This window comes from Pseudonocardia broussonetiae (assembly GCF_013155125.1).
In the GTDB taxonomy this organism is placed as follows: domain Bacteria; phylum Actinomycetota; class Actinomycetes; order Mycobacteriales; family Pseudonocardiaceae; genus Pseudonocardia; species Pseudonocardia broussonetiae.
Map to the genome: position 1 here is coordinate 3,381,296 of NZ_CP053564.1, position 13,710 is coordinate 3,395,005.

Genomic DNA, 13,710 nt, shown 5'->3' on the forward strand with positions numbered 1-13,710 from the left:
CCGCGCCCCCATGGTAGGCCCGCAGTACGTTCGCGGTCGTGCTGCTCCTGTGCCGCTTCGCCGTCGACCCCGCCGACGCCCCCGCCTTCCTCGCCCGCGGCACCCGCGCCCTGGAGCTGCTGACCGCCGCCGAGGGCGCGCTGGGCGGGCAGCTCGGCCGTGCCGTCGACGACCCGCGGCGGTGGGTGCTGTCGGTCCGGTTCACCGGGGTCGACGCCTACCGCCGCGCCCTCTCCCCGTTCCCGGTGCGGGAGCACGTGGTGCCGCTGCTGTCGGAGGCGCTGGCCGACGAGCCGGCCACCTACGAGACCCTGGTGGACGGGGTGGGTGGGGTGGTGACGGAGCACCCGAGCCTGCTGGCCTGACGCGGGCCGCTTGATCCTCGCTCCCTCTGGATCCTCGTTCCCGCCCGCGTTCCCGGCTGCGGCGTGCGTTTCCGGCTGCCGCACGCGTTTCCGCTGTCGCGCGGTTGCTGCCGCGCGTGTCTCCCGCTGCCGCACGCGTTCCTGGTTGCTGCGCACGTTTCGTGCTCCCGCGCGTCCCGGGGGCGCGCGGGAGCGTGAACGGTGCGCGGGAGTACGGAAGGCGCCGGGAGCGGACGTGGACGTGGACGGTGCGGGAGTTGCCCGGAGTTGCACAGGCTGGGCGGCGGGCTCGTGGCGCGGCCTGACCCCGTTCACACGCGCGTTCTCGGTTGCCGCGCGCGTTTCCTGCTCCCGCGCGGTCCCGGGGGCGCGCGGGAGCGTGGTCGGTGCGCGGGAGCCCGGAACGCGCGCGGGAGCGGAGCGGGGGAACGTCGACGGCGTGGGAATCGAGACGCGCGGGGGCGGGCGGCAACGTGTAGTGCGCCACCTCGGCCGAGTTGTGCACATGCCGGCAGCGGGTCGGGGCGCTGCGCTGACCCCGCTCCCGCGCGCGTTCCCGGCTGCCGCGCGCGTTTCCTGCTCCCGCGCGGTCCCGGGGGCGCGCGGGAGCGTGGTCGGTGCGCGGGAACCCGGAACGCGCGCGGGAGTGCGGGGGGAGTGGGGTGGGAGCGCGGCGGGAGTGCGGGGGAGTTGTCCACAGGCCGGGCGGTGGGGGTGTCGCGGAGGCTCGCGCGCCGGGACGCTGTCCTCATGGGACGCCCACCGGTGCTGCGGTCGCAGCTGACCGCCCGCGGCTACAGCGACGACGAGGTCCGGCGGCTGTGCGGCGGCCGGGGCGTGGTGTCGGTGCGGCGCGGAGCCTACGTCGAGCCCGGCGACGAGCGGCTGCGGCGGCCCGAGGACCGGCACGCCCTCGCGGTGCGGGCGGCGGTGGCGCAGCTGGGGGAGGGCGTCGTCGTCAGCCACGCCTCCGCCGCGGTCCTGCACGGGATCGCGCTGTGGGACGTGCCGCTGTCGCGGGTGCACGTCAGCCGCGACGGCCGCTCCGGCGGGCGGCGCAGCGCGCAGCTGCACCTGCACGTGGCGCCGCTGGAGGCCGACGATGTCGTGACGGTCGACGGGATCGCCGTGACCTCGGCGGCCGCGACGGTCGCCGCGCTGGCGCGGACGCTGCCGTTCGAGCAGGCCGTGGTCGTCGCGGACGACGCCCTGCACCGCGGGCTGGTGACGCCGGCCTCGCTCGCCGCCGCCGTCGGGCGTCCCGGCCGCCGCTGCGGCACCGCGGCGGCCCTGCGGGTCCTGGCCTTCGCCGACGGGCGCGCGGAGAGCCCGGGGGAGTCGCGGAGCCGGGTGGCGATCATGCTGGCCGGGCTGCCGGCGCCGGTGCTGCAGGTTCCGCTGCTCTCGGCCGACGGTGCCGCGCTGGGCCGGGTCGACTTCTGGTGGCCGGATCGCGGTGTCGTCGGGGAGTTCGACGGGCTCGTGAAGTACGGCCGCCTGCTGCGGCCGGGGCAGACCGCCGGCGACGTCGTGTTTGCCGAGAAGGTGCGGGAGGACGCGCTGCGCGAGGTCGCCCGGAGCGTCGTCCGCTGGACCTGGTCCGAGATCCGGCCCTTCGACGCCGTCGACCGCAGGCTCCGCCGTGCGCTGGAGTAGGTCGGATCCCGTCACGCGCACGTTCCCGGCTCCCGCGCGCCCCCGGGACCGCGCAGGAACACGAAAGGCGCGCGGGAGCACGGAGGCCGCGCGGGAGCAGGGAGCCCGCGCGGGGGCACGGAGGCCTCGCGGGAGCAGGGAGGCCGCGCGGGAACGCGAACGGCGCGCGGGAGCACGGACGGCGCGCGGGAACACGAACGGCGCGCGGGAGCACGGAGGCTGCGCGGGAACGCGGGTCAGCCGCGCGGGGGCACGGAGGCCTCGCGGGAGCACGGACAGCGCGCGGGAGCCCGGACGCCGCGGGACCACCACGGCCCCGCGGGAAGGCGGACAACGCGCGGGAAGGCCGGTGGGGGGAGGTCGCTACGCTGGACTCTTCCGTTCGTCCCCGCAGTCCAGGAGTACAACCCCGTGGCCAGCTCGCCCAGTTCCGCCAAGATCGAGACCATCGTCGCGCTCGCTAAGCGCCGCGGATTCGTCTTCGCCTCCGGCGAGATCTACGGCGGTACGCGGTCGGCGTGGGACTACGGGCCCCTGGGTGTGGAGCTCAAGGAGAACATCAAGAAGCAGTGGTGGCGGACCGTCGTCACCGGCCGCGACGACGTCGTGGGCCTCGACTCCTCGGTCATCCTGCCCCGCCAGGTGTGGATCGCGTCCGGGCACGTCGGCGTGTTCACCGACCCGCTGGTGGAGTGCCAGAGCTGCCACAAGCGGTTCCGGGCCGACCAGCTGGCCGAGGAGTACGTGGAGCGCACCGGCAAGGCGGCGACCGAGGAGGACCTCTCCGACGTCCCGTGCCCCAACTGCGGCACGCGCGGTCAGTACACCGAGCCGCGCGACTTCAACATGATGCTCAAGACGCACCTCGGCCCGATCGAGACCGAGGAGGGCCTGCACTACCTGCGGCCCGAGACCGCGCAGGGCATCTTCGTCAACTTCCTCAACGTGCAGACGACCTCGCGCAAGAAGCCGCCGTTCGGCATCGGCCAGATGGGCAAGAGCTTCCGCAACGAGATCACGCCCGGCAACTTCATCTTCCGCACGCGCGAGTTCGAGCAGATGGAGATGGAGTACTTCGTCGAGCCCGGCACCGACGAGGAGATCCACCAGTACTGGATCGACCAGCGCACCGACTGGTACGTCGACCTCGGCATCGCCCGCGAGAACCTGCGCCACTACGAGCACCCCAAGGAGAAGTTGAGCCACTACTCGAAGCGCACCGTCGACATCGAGTACAAGTTCCACTTCCAGGGGCAGGAGTGGGGTGAGCTCGAGGGCATCGCCAACCGCACCGACTTCGACCTCACGACGCACAGCAACCACTCGGGCGTCGACCTGTCGTTCTACGACCAGGCCTCGGGCACCCGCTACAAGCCGTACGTGATCGAGCCCGCGGCGGGCGTCGGCCGCTCGATGATGGCGTTCCTCATCGAGGCCTACTCCGAGGACGAGGCGCCCAACGCGAAGGGCGGGGTCGACAAGCGCGTCGTGCTGCGCCTGGACCGCCGCCTCGCGCCGGTCAAGGCCGCGGTGCTGCCGCTGAGCCGCAACGCCGACCTCTCGCCCAAGGCCCGCGACCTCGCCGCACAGCTGCGCAAGAACTGGAACATCGAGTTCGACGACGCCGGCGCCATCGGCCGCCGCTACCGCCGCCAGGACGAGATCGGCACGCCGTTCTGCATCACGGTCGACTTCGACACCCTCAACGACGAGGCCGTGACCATCCGCGAGCGCGACTCCATGGCCCAGGAGCGCGTGGCCCTGGACCAGGTGGAGGGCTACCTCGCGACGCGCCTGCTCGGCTGCTGAGCGGACGCGCCCCGGGAAGCGGCGTCAGGGGCGGTAGGCCAGGAGCTGGACGCCCAGCTCCGCCTCCGCCCGCTGCAGCTCCGCGACCTGCGCGTCGGTGAGCGGGGCGTAGGGGGTCTGCGGGGCGTACGCGACGAGGGGCACGCCGAGCTGCGACTCCAGCGCGCGGACCTTCGCCAGCGCGGTGTCGTCGAGATCGGCCGGTCGCAGGGTCGGGGCGCTCATCGCGGCATCGTAGGACCGCCGGCGGGGGTGCCGCGAGTCCGCGGCACCCCGACCGGGTGGCTCAGGCCGGGTGGCTCAAGCCGGGTGGGCTCAGGCCGGAGCGGGCATCAGCCGGTCGAGCAGGTCCTGCAGCGTGACCAGGCCGAGCAGCTCGCCGTCGGACTCCACGAGCGCCAGGTGGTTGCGCTCCTCGCGCATCGCCCGCAGCGCGTCGTGGATGGCGGTGTCGGCGGACAGCGTGGCCACCGGCCGCATCAGGTCGGCCGCCGTGGTGGTGGCCGGGCCGGCCAGCGCGTCGCGGACGTGCACGACGCCGACCGGGCGCTCCTGCGCGTCACCGACGACGAGCCGCAGGTGCCCGCTGGTGCGCGAGGCCTCCCGGATCTGCTCGACGGTGGCGGTCGCCGGCACGCCGGCCACCTCCGCGCGCGGGCGCACGATGTCGCGCAGCGGGGCGCGGTCGAGGTCGAGCGCGGAGAGGATCTGGTCGCGCTGGTCGGAGTCCAGGTCGCCGGTGCTGGCCGAGTGGTCGACCAGCTCGCGCAGGTCGTCGGGGTTGCGGCCCTCGCCGAGCTCGTCGACCGGCTCCACGCCGACGCGGCGCAGGCACCAGTTCGCCATGCCGTTGAGCGCGAGCAGCAGCGGCCGGGTGAGGACCATGAACCCGCGCATGGGCAGCGCGAGCAGCGTCGCCGAGCGCTCGGGGTGCGCGATGGCCCACGACTTCGGGGCCATCTCACCCACCACGAGGTGCAGGAACGTGACGACGACGAGCGACAGCACGAACGACAGCACCCCGGCCAGCGACTCGTTGAGGCCCCCGAACAGCGGGGCCAGCAGCGACTCCACGGCGGGCTTGCTCACCGCGCCGAGGCCGAGCACGCACAGCGTGATGCCCAGCTGCGAGCCGGCGAGCAGCAGCGAGAGGTCCTTCGCGCTCCTCAGCGCGGCCCGGGCGGCCGCGCTGGTCTCGGCGGCCTCCTCGAGCCGGTAGCGGCGGGCCGCCACGAGCGCGAACTCGATGGCGACGAAGAACGCGCTCAGCGCGACGAGCGCGACGGTGATCCAGAGGGAGACGGCGGTGCTCATGCCGGCACCTCCGCGGCGACCGGGGCCGGGACGAAGGCCAGGCGGACGGTGGCCGGCACGCGCCGCTCCACCGTGACGACCTCGACGGACAGCCGCCGCCCCTCGTCGGCCTCCAGGACGACGGTGTCGCCGACCTCGGGCAGCTGCTGCAGCCGGTCGATGACCAGACCGCCGATGGTGTGGAAGTCGCCGTCGGGCAGGTCGGCGTCGACGAGGCGCTCGACCTCGTCGATGTTGAGCGTGCCGGGCACGGTCCAGTCGCCGTCGCCGACGCGGATGGCGTCGCGCCCGGCGGGGTCGTGCTCGTCGGTGATCTCGCCGATCAGCTCCTCGGCGATGTCCTCCATCGTGACGACGCCGGCCAGGCCGCCGTACTCGTCGACGACGCAGGCGAACTCGTCGTCGGCCTCGCGCAGCCGCTCCAGCACCGCGGGCAGCGGCAGGGACGCGGGCACGAGGACGGGCGTGCGGGCTATGTCGGCCACCCGGACTGCGCTGAGGCTCTGCCCATAACCGTCGGGGCCCTCCAGCGACAGCACGTCGCGCAGGCAGATGACGCCCACGACGTCGTCGGCGCCGTCACCGAGCACCGGCAGCCGGGAGTGCCCCGACGCCATGATCGCGACGAGCTCGGCCACCGTCTGGTCGGCCTGCACCGACGCCACCCGCGGGCGGGGGATCATCGCGGCGCGGGCCGTGCGGTCGGTGAAGTCGAGGACGCGGTCGAGCAGGACCGAGAGCTCCTCGTCGATGTCGCCGCTGTCGCGGGACTCGTCGACGATGGCCTCCAGGTCGCGCGGCGTGGCCGAGTGCTCGACGTCGTGCACGGGCTCGATCCGCAGGGCCCTGAGCAGCAGGTTCGAGGCCGCGTCGAAGATCCGGATGAGCCAGCCGAACACGCGCAGGTAGACGGCGGTGGACAGCGCGAGCGCGCGGGCCACCGGCTCGGGACGGGCGATGGCGAGGTTCTTCGGGAACAGCTCGCCGAAGACCATCTGGACGACGGTCGCGAACAGCAGGGCCAGGCCCGTGCCGATCGCGATGCCGACGCCCTGCGGCACGCCGACGCCGCCGAGCAGCGTGCCGACGCTCTCGCCGATCAGCGGCTCGGCCACGTACCCGACCAGCAGGCCGGTGACGGTGATGCCGAGCTGGGCGCCCGAGAGCATGAACGAGGTGCGGTCGGTGATGCCGAGCGCCCGCTGCGCACCGGCGTCGCCCGCGCCTGCGCGGGCCTTGAGCCGGGAGCGGTCGACGGCCATGTAGCCGAACTCCTGGGCGACGAAGTAGCCGGTCAGCGCGGTGATGGCGAGGACGACGGCGATGCCGAGGAGGAGGGAGAGGATCGTGCTGATCACGTGCACCGCCCTGCGAGGGCGGTGCACGTACTGTCGGACGGGTCCATGGTTCCTGTCTCGTGAGGGCCCGAACTCGGGCGTTCCGCCCGGTTCGACGCGGGGCGCCTGCCGATGGTTCCCGGGGCGCCCGGCGATCTTCGCCAGGATACGGGCCCCGGTCCCCGGTCGTCGCGTCCGGACGGGCCGCTGTCACCGGCTTCACCCTCCGGGGCACCGCTACCCTGGCGACTGTGAGTGCCTCCCTCCGTGATCTCGGTTCGTCCCTGCGCCGCCTGTCCGGTTCGGGCGTGGGCGTCGTGCGGGTGCTGTCGCGCCACGGCTTCGGCACCGTCGAGAGCGGGCAGATCGTCGTCGGCACGGCGGGCGGGGAGCGCGCGGGCGAGCTCTACCGCGGCGCGCTCGACGACTCCGCCCTGCCGCTGGTCGCCGAGTCCGTCGCCGGCCCCGGCACGCGCGACGCGCACGTCGCCGAGTCCGCGGCGATCGACGCCGGGCTCGCCTGCGCGGGCGGCGCCACGCTGCTCGGGCACCCGCTGCCCGCCGGCCACGCCGAGGTGCTCGGCGCGGCGCTGGAGAACGGCACGCCCGCCGCGCTGGTGTCCACCGCCGACGGCGCCACGGTGCTGGTCCTCACCGGGCCGGGCCTGGAGACCGTCACCGGTGCGCTGGGTTCCGCGGCCCTCGACGAAGCGGCCGTCACCGCCGCCCGCGCCCTGCTGCGGCGCGGCGCGACCGTCACCGAGGTCGTGCCCACCGAGGCCGGCGACCTGCTGCTCGACCTGTGGGTGCCGGTGCCGTCGGTGCTGGTCGTGGGCGCGGGGGCGATCGGCGACGCCCTGGCGCGCCAGGCCGACCTGCTCGGCTGGGCGGCGCGCTCCGAGTCCGACCTCGACGCCACCGTCGCCGCCGTCGAGGCGTTCACCGACGCCGACGTCCTGGTGCTGCTCGACCACGACCCCGCCTTCGACGCCGCCCTGCTCGCCGGTCTGCGCCACGGCCGGGGCTTCCTCGGCGCGCTCGGCTCCCGCCGCACCCAGGCCGCGCGGCGCGAGCGGTTGCTGGCCGCGGGCGTCACCGAGGACGGGCTGGCCCGCGTGCACGGCCCGGTCGGGCTCGACATCGGCGCGCGCACACCGGCCGAGACCGCGGTGTCGATCGTCGCGCAGGTCGTGGCCGAGCGGGCCGGCCGCGCGGGCGCCGCGCTGGCCGCGGCACCGGGGCGGATCGGCGCATGAGCGTCCCGGCGTCGCCGTACCACCGCGACGAGGCGCCGACCGTCCGCCTGCGCCCGCCCGCCCGCCGCCGGGCCGCGTGGTTCACCCGGCTCGTCGCCGGTGCGCTGCTGCTGGCCGCGCTCATCGTCGGCGGCACCGCCTTCCGGGTGTGGCAGGTGGCGCGCGTCGACGACCGCCGCCCCGTCGACGCCGTCGTGGTGCTCGGCGCCGCCCAGTACGACGGGGAGCCCAGCTCGATCTTCGCGTGGCGGCTGCGGCACGCGCAGGTGCTCTACGAGGAGGGCGTCGCGCCGCTGATCGTCACCACCGGGGGCTCGGCCGTCGGCGACGCCTTCACCGAGGCGCAGGCCGGGCGTGACTACCTGATCGAGCGTGGCGTGCCCGCCGACGCGATCGTCGCGGTGGGGGAGGGCTCCGACACCCTGCGCAGCCTGGAGGCCGTCGCCGCGCGCGCCGAGGCCGACGGCTGGAGCACCGCGCTCGTCGTCAGCGACCCGTGGCACTCGCTGCGCGCCCGCACGATGGCCCGCGACGCCGGGCTCGAGGCGTGGAGCTCGCCCACCCGCAGCGGGCCCGCGGTGCAGACGCGCGAGACGCAGTTCCGCTACATCCTGCGCGAGACCGCGGCGCTGCTGTTCTACCGGCTGACGCACGCCTCGGTCGACACCGGCGGCGACGACTCGGGCCTCGGCTGAGCGTGCCCGACACGTACCCCGTGCCCGCCTACTCCGTGCCTGCCTACTCCGCGCACGACCGGGAGCGCCTGCTGCCCGAGCCGCCCAAGACCGGCAGCGAGCGGCGCACGCCGTTCTCCCGCGACCGCGCGCGCGTCCTGCACTCCGCGGCGCTGCGGCGGCTCGCGGGCAAGACGCAGGTCGTCGGGCCGGGGGAGGGCGCGGAAATCAGCGGCGTGCCGCGGACCCGGCTCACGCACTCCCTGGAGGTCGCGCAGATCGGGCGCGGGATCGCCGAGGAGCTGGGCTGCGACCCCGACGTCGTCGACACCGCGGGGCTCGCGCACGACATCGGGCACCCGCCGTTCGGGCACAACGGCGAGGTCGCGCTCGACGCGTGGGGTGCCGCGTGCGGCGGGTTCGAGGGCAACGCGCAGACGCTGCGGATCCTCACCCGGCTCGAGCCCAAGATCGGCCACGGCGACGTCGCGGCCGGGCTGAACCTCACCCGCGCCACCCTCGACGCGTCGGCCAAGTACCCGTGGGAGCGCCGGCCCGACACGACGAAGTACGGCGCGTACGCCGACGACGCGGCCGTGCTGGCCTGGGTCCGCGACGGCGCGCCCGCGGGCCGGCGGTGCCTGGAGTCGCAGGTCATGGACTGGTCCGACGACGTCGCGTACTCGGTGCACGACGTCGAGGACGGCATCCTGTCCGGCCGGATCGACCTCGCCGCGCTGGGCTCGCCCACCGAGCGCGCCGCGCTCGCCGCCGCCGCGGTGTCGCACTTCGGCGCCGACCCCGGCGCGCTCGACGAGGCCGGTTCCGTGCTGCTCGCGCTGCCCGTCGTCGCCGCGGTGCGGGGGTTCCGCCCGTCCACGGCCACGACGTCCGCGCACGTCGCGCTCAAGCGGCTGACCAGCGAGCTCGTCGGCCGGTTCGTGCTCGCCGCCGTCGACGCCACGCGTGCGACGCACGGCGACCGCCCGCTCGTCCGCTACGCCGCCGACCTCGTCGTCCCGCCCCGCGCGGCCGCCGAGGTGGCGCTGCTCAAGGCCGTCGCCCTGCGCTACGTCATGAGCGACCCACAGCGCCTGGCCATGCAGCGGCGCCAGCGCGAGCTGCTCGCCGAGCTCGCCGACGCCCTGCTCGCCGGGGCGCCCGCCGCGCTGGACCCGGTGCTCGCCGAGGACTGGCTCGCCGCCGCCGACGACGCGGCCCGGCGGCGCGTGGTCGTCGACCAGGTCGCGCTGCTCACCGACCAGCAGGCCGTCGCCCGCCACCGCGCGCTGACCGAGGGGGTCGGTGCGGCGCAGGCGTAGGACCCGCAGGTGTGACGCCCGTCATGTCCCGTCACGCCGGCCTCCGGCTCCCCGTCCCACGGGCAGGACGCACGACGAGCGGTGGAGGACGGCATGGCACGGATCGAGGCGGTGCCCGCGCAGCGGGCCGGGGTGCTCGGGCGACTGGTGTACCGGGTGCTGGAGAAGCGGTTCGGGGCGGTGCCGGAGCCGATCGCGGTCGCGCGGCACCACCGCGGCCTGTTCTGGGCGGGGCTGGTGTCGGAGCTGTCCTACGAGCGCGCGTCGCGGGTGCTGCCCGCGCGGCTGCGCGACCTCGCGGTCTACCGGGTCGCGACGGTCGTCGGGTGCGCGTGGTGCGTCGACTTCGGCACGATGCTGCAGCGCCTGGAGGGCCTGGACGTGGAGCGCCTGCGCCACGTCGACGACCACGCGACGAGCCCGCTGTTCACCGACGACGAGCGCCTCGCGATCGCCTACGCCGACGCCGTGACGGCGCAGCCGCCGACCGTCACCGACGCGCAGGTCGCGGAGCTGGAGGCGGCGCTGGGGCCCGCCGGGCTGCTGGAGCTCACGCACGCGATCGCGCTGGAGAACATGCGCGCCCGGATGAACCACGCGCTGGGGATCACCGACCAGGGCTTCGACGCGGCGTGCGCGGTGCGATCTTCGCGGGGTTGAGCACGCTGTGCAGGCCGACGATCCGGCCGTCGTCCACCGTGAGCACGGTGACGGCGGCCGGGTCGTGCGTGACGAGGCCCAGGTCGCCGTTGACCAGCGCCACCTCGCCCTGCAGCATCCCCGGCCCGTAGCGGACCAGCAGGCCCAGCAGCAGCCGCGCGACCTTCTCGGCCCCGACGACGGGCCGCCGCGCCGCGGCCACCTCGCCGCCGCCGTCGTTGACGAGCACGACGTCGGGGTGCAGGACGGCGAGCAGCGCCCGCACGTCGGCGTGGGCCATCGCGTCGGCGAACGCGGCCAGCGCCGCCTGCTGCTCCTCGGTGCGCGGCCGGGGCGGGACCGGCGCGGCGGCGACGATCCGGCGCGCCCGCGCCGCGTGCTGGCGGGCCGTCGGCTCCGGGCAGTCGAGCACGGCGGCGATCTCGGCGTAGGGGAGCGCGAGCGCCTCGTGCAGCACGAACGCGACCCGCTGGGGCGCGCTGAGCCGCTCCAGCACGACCATCGCGGCCATCCGCACGTCCTCGTGGAGCACCACGGCGTGCAGCGGGTCGTCCGGGTCGTCGCCGGTGAGCAGCGGCTCGGGCAGCCACGGGCCGACGTAGCGCTCGCGGCGGGCCGCGCTCGACCGGAGCCGGTCCAGACACAGGCGGGCGACGACGGTCGTGAGCCAGGCGCGCAGGTCGTCGGGCGCGGTGTCCTGCGCCGCGTAGCGCAGCCACGCCTCCTGCACCGCGTCCTCGGCGTCGGCGAGGCGCCCGGTGATCCGGTAGCCCACCCGCAGCAGGTGGGCGCGCTCGACCTCGAACGCCGCCGGATCGGCCGGGCCCACGGTCAGCCCGCCGCCCGCGACGCGGGCAGCGCCGACACCGGCAGGGGCTCGCCGGGGCAGCCCTCCAGGATCCGGGCGATGGCGTCGGCCTCGGCGGCGGTCACCCACAGACCGTACGTCGCCTTCACCGCCACCTGCCGCGCCACGTACGCGCAGCGGTAGCCGCGCGCCGGCGGCAGCCAGGTGGCGGCGTCGCCGTCGCCCTTGGAGCCGTTGGTGGGGCCGTCGACGGCGAGCAGGTTGAGCGGGTCGTTGGCGAACAGCTCGCGGGTGACCGGGTCGAGCTGCTGCGCACCGGTCTGCCAGGCGTTCGACAGAGCCACGACGTGGTCGATCTGCACGTCGGCGCTGGTGGCCTCGCCGCGCAGGAACGGGACGCCGTCGCCGGTGTAGGGGTCGAGCAGCGCGCCGCTCAGGACCACGCAGTCGTGCGTGCCGGGCTTGAACTCGACGGAGGTGAGGTCGCGGGCGAGCACCTGGTTGCGCTGGTCGCAGCCGTCGCGGTCGACGTCGGCCCAGCGGCGGCCGAACTGGTCGCGGTCGTAGCCGGTCTTGGGGGCGCGGCCCTTGACGGGCAGGGCGGCCAGCGCGGTGGCGGCGTCGCCGACGGGCGCCGAGGGGGCCGCGGGGACGGTCAGGTCGGGAAGGTCGTAGAGGTCCGGGAACTCCAGTCCGGCACAGCCGGAGAGCAGCAGGACGGCGAGCAGGATCGGGATCAGGGGCCGGCGCACCGGTCCCAGGATGCCGCCCGGGGAGCCCCGGGTCCCGGCGGCGCGCCGACCGCCCGACGACGCGAGGCGCGGCCCCCCGGTGGGGAGCCGCGCCTCGTGGGTGCGTCGGTGGATCAGGCCGCGGAGCGGCGTCCGCCGGAGCGCGGACGACCGCCGCCGCTGCGACCGACGCCGGGTGCGCCGGCCCCGCGGGGGGCGCCGCCGCCGCTGCGGGAGCGACGGCCGGAGCCGCGCGGCTGCTGGGCCGGCTTGGGGGGCTCGATGATCGGCACGCCCGACGGGGTGCGGGCACCGGTGATGCGCTCCAGCGCCGCGTCGCCGGGGGCGACGTCGGTGTTGGTGGCGCGGACGCCGGCCAGGCGGGTGAGCCGGTCGACGTCGCGGCGCTCCTGCGGCGTCACCATGGTGACGACGACGCCCGAGTCGCCCGCGCGCGCGGTGCGGCCCGCGCGGTGCAGGTAGTCCTTGGGGTCGGCCGGCGGGTCGACGTGCACGACGAGCGACACGTCGTCGACGTGGATGCCGCGCGCGGCGACGTCCGTGGCGACCAGGACCGGCGTGCGCCCGTCCTTGAACTCCGCGATCGCCCGGTTGCGGGCGTTCTGGGCCTTGCCGCCGTGCAGCGCGCCGGCGTTGATGCCGTCGCGGCGCAGCGTCTTGACCAGCCGGTCGACGCCGTGCTTGGTGCGCACGAACAGGATCGTGCGCCCGTCGCGGGCCGCGATCTCGGTGACGACGCGCGGCTTGGCCGCGAGGTCCACGTGCAGCACGTGGTGGTCCATCGTCTCGACCTGCGCGGTGGAGGACGCGATCGACCGCGTGACCGGGTCGGTCAGGTACTGGCGCACCAGGGTGCCGACCTCGCCGTCGAGCGTGGCCGAGAACAGCAGCCGCTGGCCGTCGGCCGGGGTCAGGTCGAGGATCCGGCGGACCTGGGGCAGGAAGCCCATGTCGGCCATGCGGTCGGCCTCGTCGATCGCGGTGATCTCGACGCCCGACAGGTCGCAGGTGCGCTGCGTGGTGTGGTCGGTGAGCCGGCCCGGCGTGGCGACCAACAGGTCGACGCCCCGGTTGAGCTCGGCGACCTGCCGGTTGAACGACATGCCCCCGACGACCGAGGTGGTGGTGAGACCGAGCGCCCGGGCGAACGGGGTGAGCGCGTCGACGACCTGCGTCGCGAGCTCACGGGTGGGCACGAGCACCAGCCCGCGCGGGCGGCGGGCCTGCGAGCGGCCGCCGGCGAGGCGGGACAGCAGCGCGAGCCCGAACGCCAGGGTCTTGCCCGAGCCGGTCTGGCCCCGGCCGAGCAGGTCGCGCCCGGCGATCGTGTCGGGCAGCGTGGCGGCCTGGATCGGGAAGGGCTCGGTGAAGCCCTCCGCGGCCAGGGCCTTGACGACCGGCTCGGGCAGGCCGAGCTGGGCGAAGGACGGCATGCCGGACTCCGGCACGCTCCACAGGACCTCGGGCGGGGCGGGGGTGCTCGGCGCCGAGGGGCGCGCCGGGCCGCGGGAGCGGCTCGACGCGGGGCGCCCGCCGCCGCCGGAGCGGCGGGGACGCGAGCTCGCCGACGAGAAGTCCGCACGGCGAGAAGAGCTGGGGGAAGACAAGAAAGGAAACCTCCGGGACGTGGCACGTCAGCACGGAGAGGCAGCGCCGAGATGGCGGCGGCTGAGATCTCGAGGGACGAGCCCGGGCGCAGACGTTGCGCCCTGAATGGGGTGGTGCGGGTGCGCCCGGCGAAGGGGAAGGACCGTGGT

At 75.5% G+C, this 13,710-nt stretch carries 13 protein-coding genes; 7 read left to right on the plus strand and 6 right to left on the minus strand.

Annotated features, from left to right (window positions below):
* The first annotated feature begins 38 nt into the window (after positions 1 to 38).
* The 3 genes from HOP40_RS16745 (at position 39) to HOP40_RS16755 (ending at position 3,830) form a co-directional block, all read left to right on the plus strand.
* Complete coding sequence (locus HOP40_RS16745) at positions 39 to 365, plus strand: antibiotic biosynthesis monooxygenase family protein (RefSeq protein WP_172159650.1); 327 nt, start codon at positions 39 to 41, stop codon at positions 363 to 365.
* A 750-nt stretch (positions 366 to 1,115) separates the two neighbouring features.
* Positions 1,116 to 2,021 (plus strand): hypothetical protein, encoded by a 906-nt coding sequence (locus HOP40_RS16750; protein WP_172159652.1) that lies wholly within the window; start codon positions 1,116 to 1,118, stop codon positions 2,019 to 2,021.
* Positions 2,022 to 2,432: 411 nt separating this feature from the next.
* Positions 2,433 to 3,830: a glycine--tRNA ligase gene (locus HOP40_RS16755; RefSeq protein WP_172159654.1), complete on the plus strand. Its 1,398-nt coding sequence runs from the start codon at positions 2,433 to 2,435 to the stop codon at positions 3,828 to 3,830.
* A gap of 24 nt (positions 3,831 to 3,854) precedes the next feature.
* On the opposite strand, the gene HOP40_RS16760 is transcribed toward HOP40_RS16755, so the two are convergent.
* The 3 genes from HOP40_RS16760 to HOP40_RS16770 form a co-directional block, all read right to left on the minus strand.
* Complete coding sequence (locus HOP40_RS16760; RefSeq protein WP_172159656.1) at positions 3,855 to 4,055, minus strand: hypothetical protein; 201 nt, start codon at positions 4,053 to 4,055, stop codon at positions 3,855 to 3,857.
* A 90-nt stretch (positions 4,056 to 4,145) separates the two neighbouring features.
* Complete coding sequence (locus HOP40_RS16765; RefSeq protein WP_172159658.1) at positions 4,146 to 5,144, minus strand: hemolysin family protein; 999 nt, start codon at positions 5,142 to 5,144, stop codon at positions 4,146 to 4,148.
* Positions 5,141 to 6,502 (minus strand): hemolysin family protein, encoded by a 1,362-nt coding sequence (locus HOP40_RS16770; protein ID WP_172159660.1) that lies wholly within the window; start codon positions 6,500 to 6,502, stop codon positions 5,141 to 5,143. Before HOP40_RS16770 ends, HOP40_RS16765 begins: the two co-directional genes overlap by 4 nt.
* Positions 6,503 to 6,732: 230 nt before the next feature.
* On the opposite strand from HOP40_RS16770, the gene HOP40_RS16775 reads away from it, so the two are divergent.
* From HOP40_RS16775 to HOP40_RS16790, 4 genes are all read left to right on the plus strand, one after another.
* Positions 6,733 to 7,737 (plus strand): XdhC family protein, encoded by a 1,005-nt coding sequence (locus tag HOP40_RS16775; protein ID WP_240157717.1) that lies wholly within the window; start codon positions 6,733 to 6,735, stop codon positions 7,735 to 7,737.
* The gene (locus HOP40_RS16780) at positions 7,734 to 8,432 is read left to right on the plus strand and encodes a YdcF family protein (RefSeq protein ID WP_172159662.1); all 699 of its coding nucleotides are present in this window, start codon (positions 7,734 to 7,736) and stop codon (positions 8,430 to 8,432) included. The genes HOP40_RS16775 and HOP40_RS16780 overlap by 4 nt, the downstream gene beginning before the upstream one ends.
* Positions 8,433 to 8,434: 2 nt before the next feature.
* Positions 8,435 to 9,733: a deoxyguanosinetriphosphate triphosphohydrolase gene (locus HOP40_RS16785; RefSeq protein ID WP_275691360.1), complete on the plus strand. Its 1,299-nt coding sequence runs from the start codon at positions 8,435 to 8,437 to the stop codon at positions 9,731 to 9,733.
* 93 nt (positions 9,734 to 9,826) lie between these two features.
* Positions 9,827 to 10,393, plus strand: coding sequence for a carboxymuconolactone decarboxylase family protein (locus tag HOP40_RS16790; RefSeq protein WP_172159664.1), 567 nt, complete (start codon positions 9,827 to 9,829; stop codon positions 10,391 to 10,393).
* Here the strand turns inward: HOP40_RS16790 and sigJ are convergent.
* The 3 genes from sigJ to HOP40_RS16805 all read right to left on the minus strand — a co-directional run bounded on the left by sigJ (position 10,341) and on the right by HOP40_RS16805 (position 13,386).
* Positions 10,341 to 11,222: an RNA polymerase sigma factor SigJ gene (sigJ, locus tag HOP40_RS16795; RefSeq protein ID WP_240157718.1), complete on the minus strand. Its 882-nt coding sequence runs from the start codon at positions 11,220 to 11,222 to the stop codon at positions 10,341 to 10,343. The two genes, HOP40_RS16790 and sigJ, sit on opposite strands and share 53 nt — an antisense overlap.
* A 2-nt stretch (positions 11,223 to 11,224) precedes the next feature.
* Entirely contained in the window at positions 11,225 to 11,953 is a 729-nt protein-coding gene (locus HOP40_RS16800) for an HNH endonuclease family protein (protein WP_240157719.1), read from the minus strand.
* 113 nt (positions 11,954 to 12,066) lie between these two features.
* Entirely contained in the window at positions 12,067 to 13,386 is a 1,320-nt protein-coding gene (locus tag HOP40_RS16805; RefSeq protein ID WP_172159666.1) for a DEAD/DEAH box helicase, read from the minus strand.
* Between the last annotated feature and the right edge of the window lie 324 nt (positions 13,387 to 13,710).

Coding starts and splice junctions, on each gene's coding strand:
- HOP40_RS16750 (WP_172159652.1), top strand. CDS start 1,116: ATGGGACGCCCACCGGTGCTGCGGTCGCAGCTGACCGCCCGCGGCTAC.
- HOP40_RS16760 (WP_172159656.1), bottom strand. CDS start 4,055: ATGAGCGCCCCGACCCTGCGACCGGCCGATCTCGACGACACCGCGCTG.
- HOP40_RS16765 (WP_172159658.1), bottom strand. CDS start 5,144: ATGAGCACCGCCGTCTCCCTCTGGATCACCGTCGCGCTCGTCGCGCTG.
- HOP40_RS16780 (WP_172159662.1), top strand. CDS start 7,734: ATGAGCGTCCCGGCGTCGCCGTACCACCGCGACGAGGCGCCGACCGTC.
- HOP40_RS16790 (WP_172159664.1), top strand. CDS start 9,827: ATGGCACGGATCGAGGCGGTGCCCGCGCAGCGGGCCGGGGTGCTCGGG.
- HOP40_RS16805 (WP_172159666.1), bottom strand. CDS start 13,386: ATGCCGTCCTTCGCCCAGCTCGGCCTGCCCGAGCCGGTCGTCAAGGCC.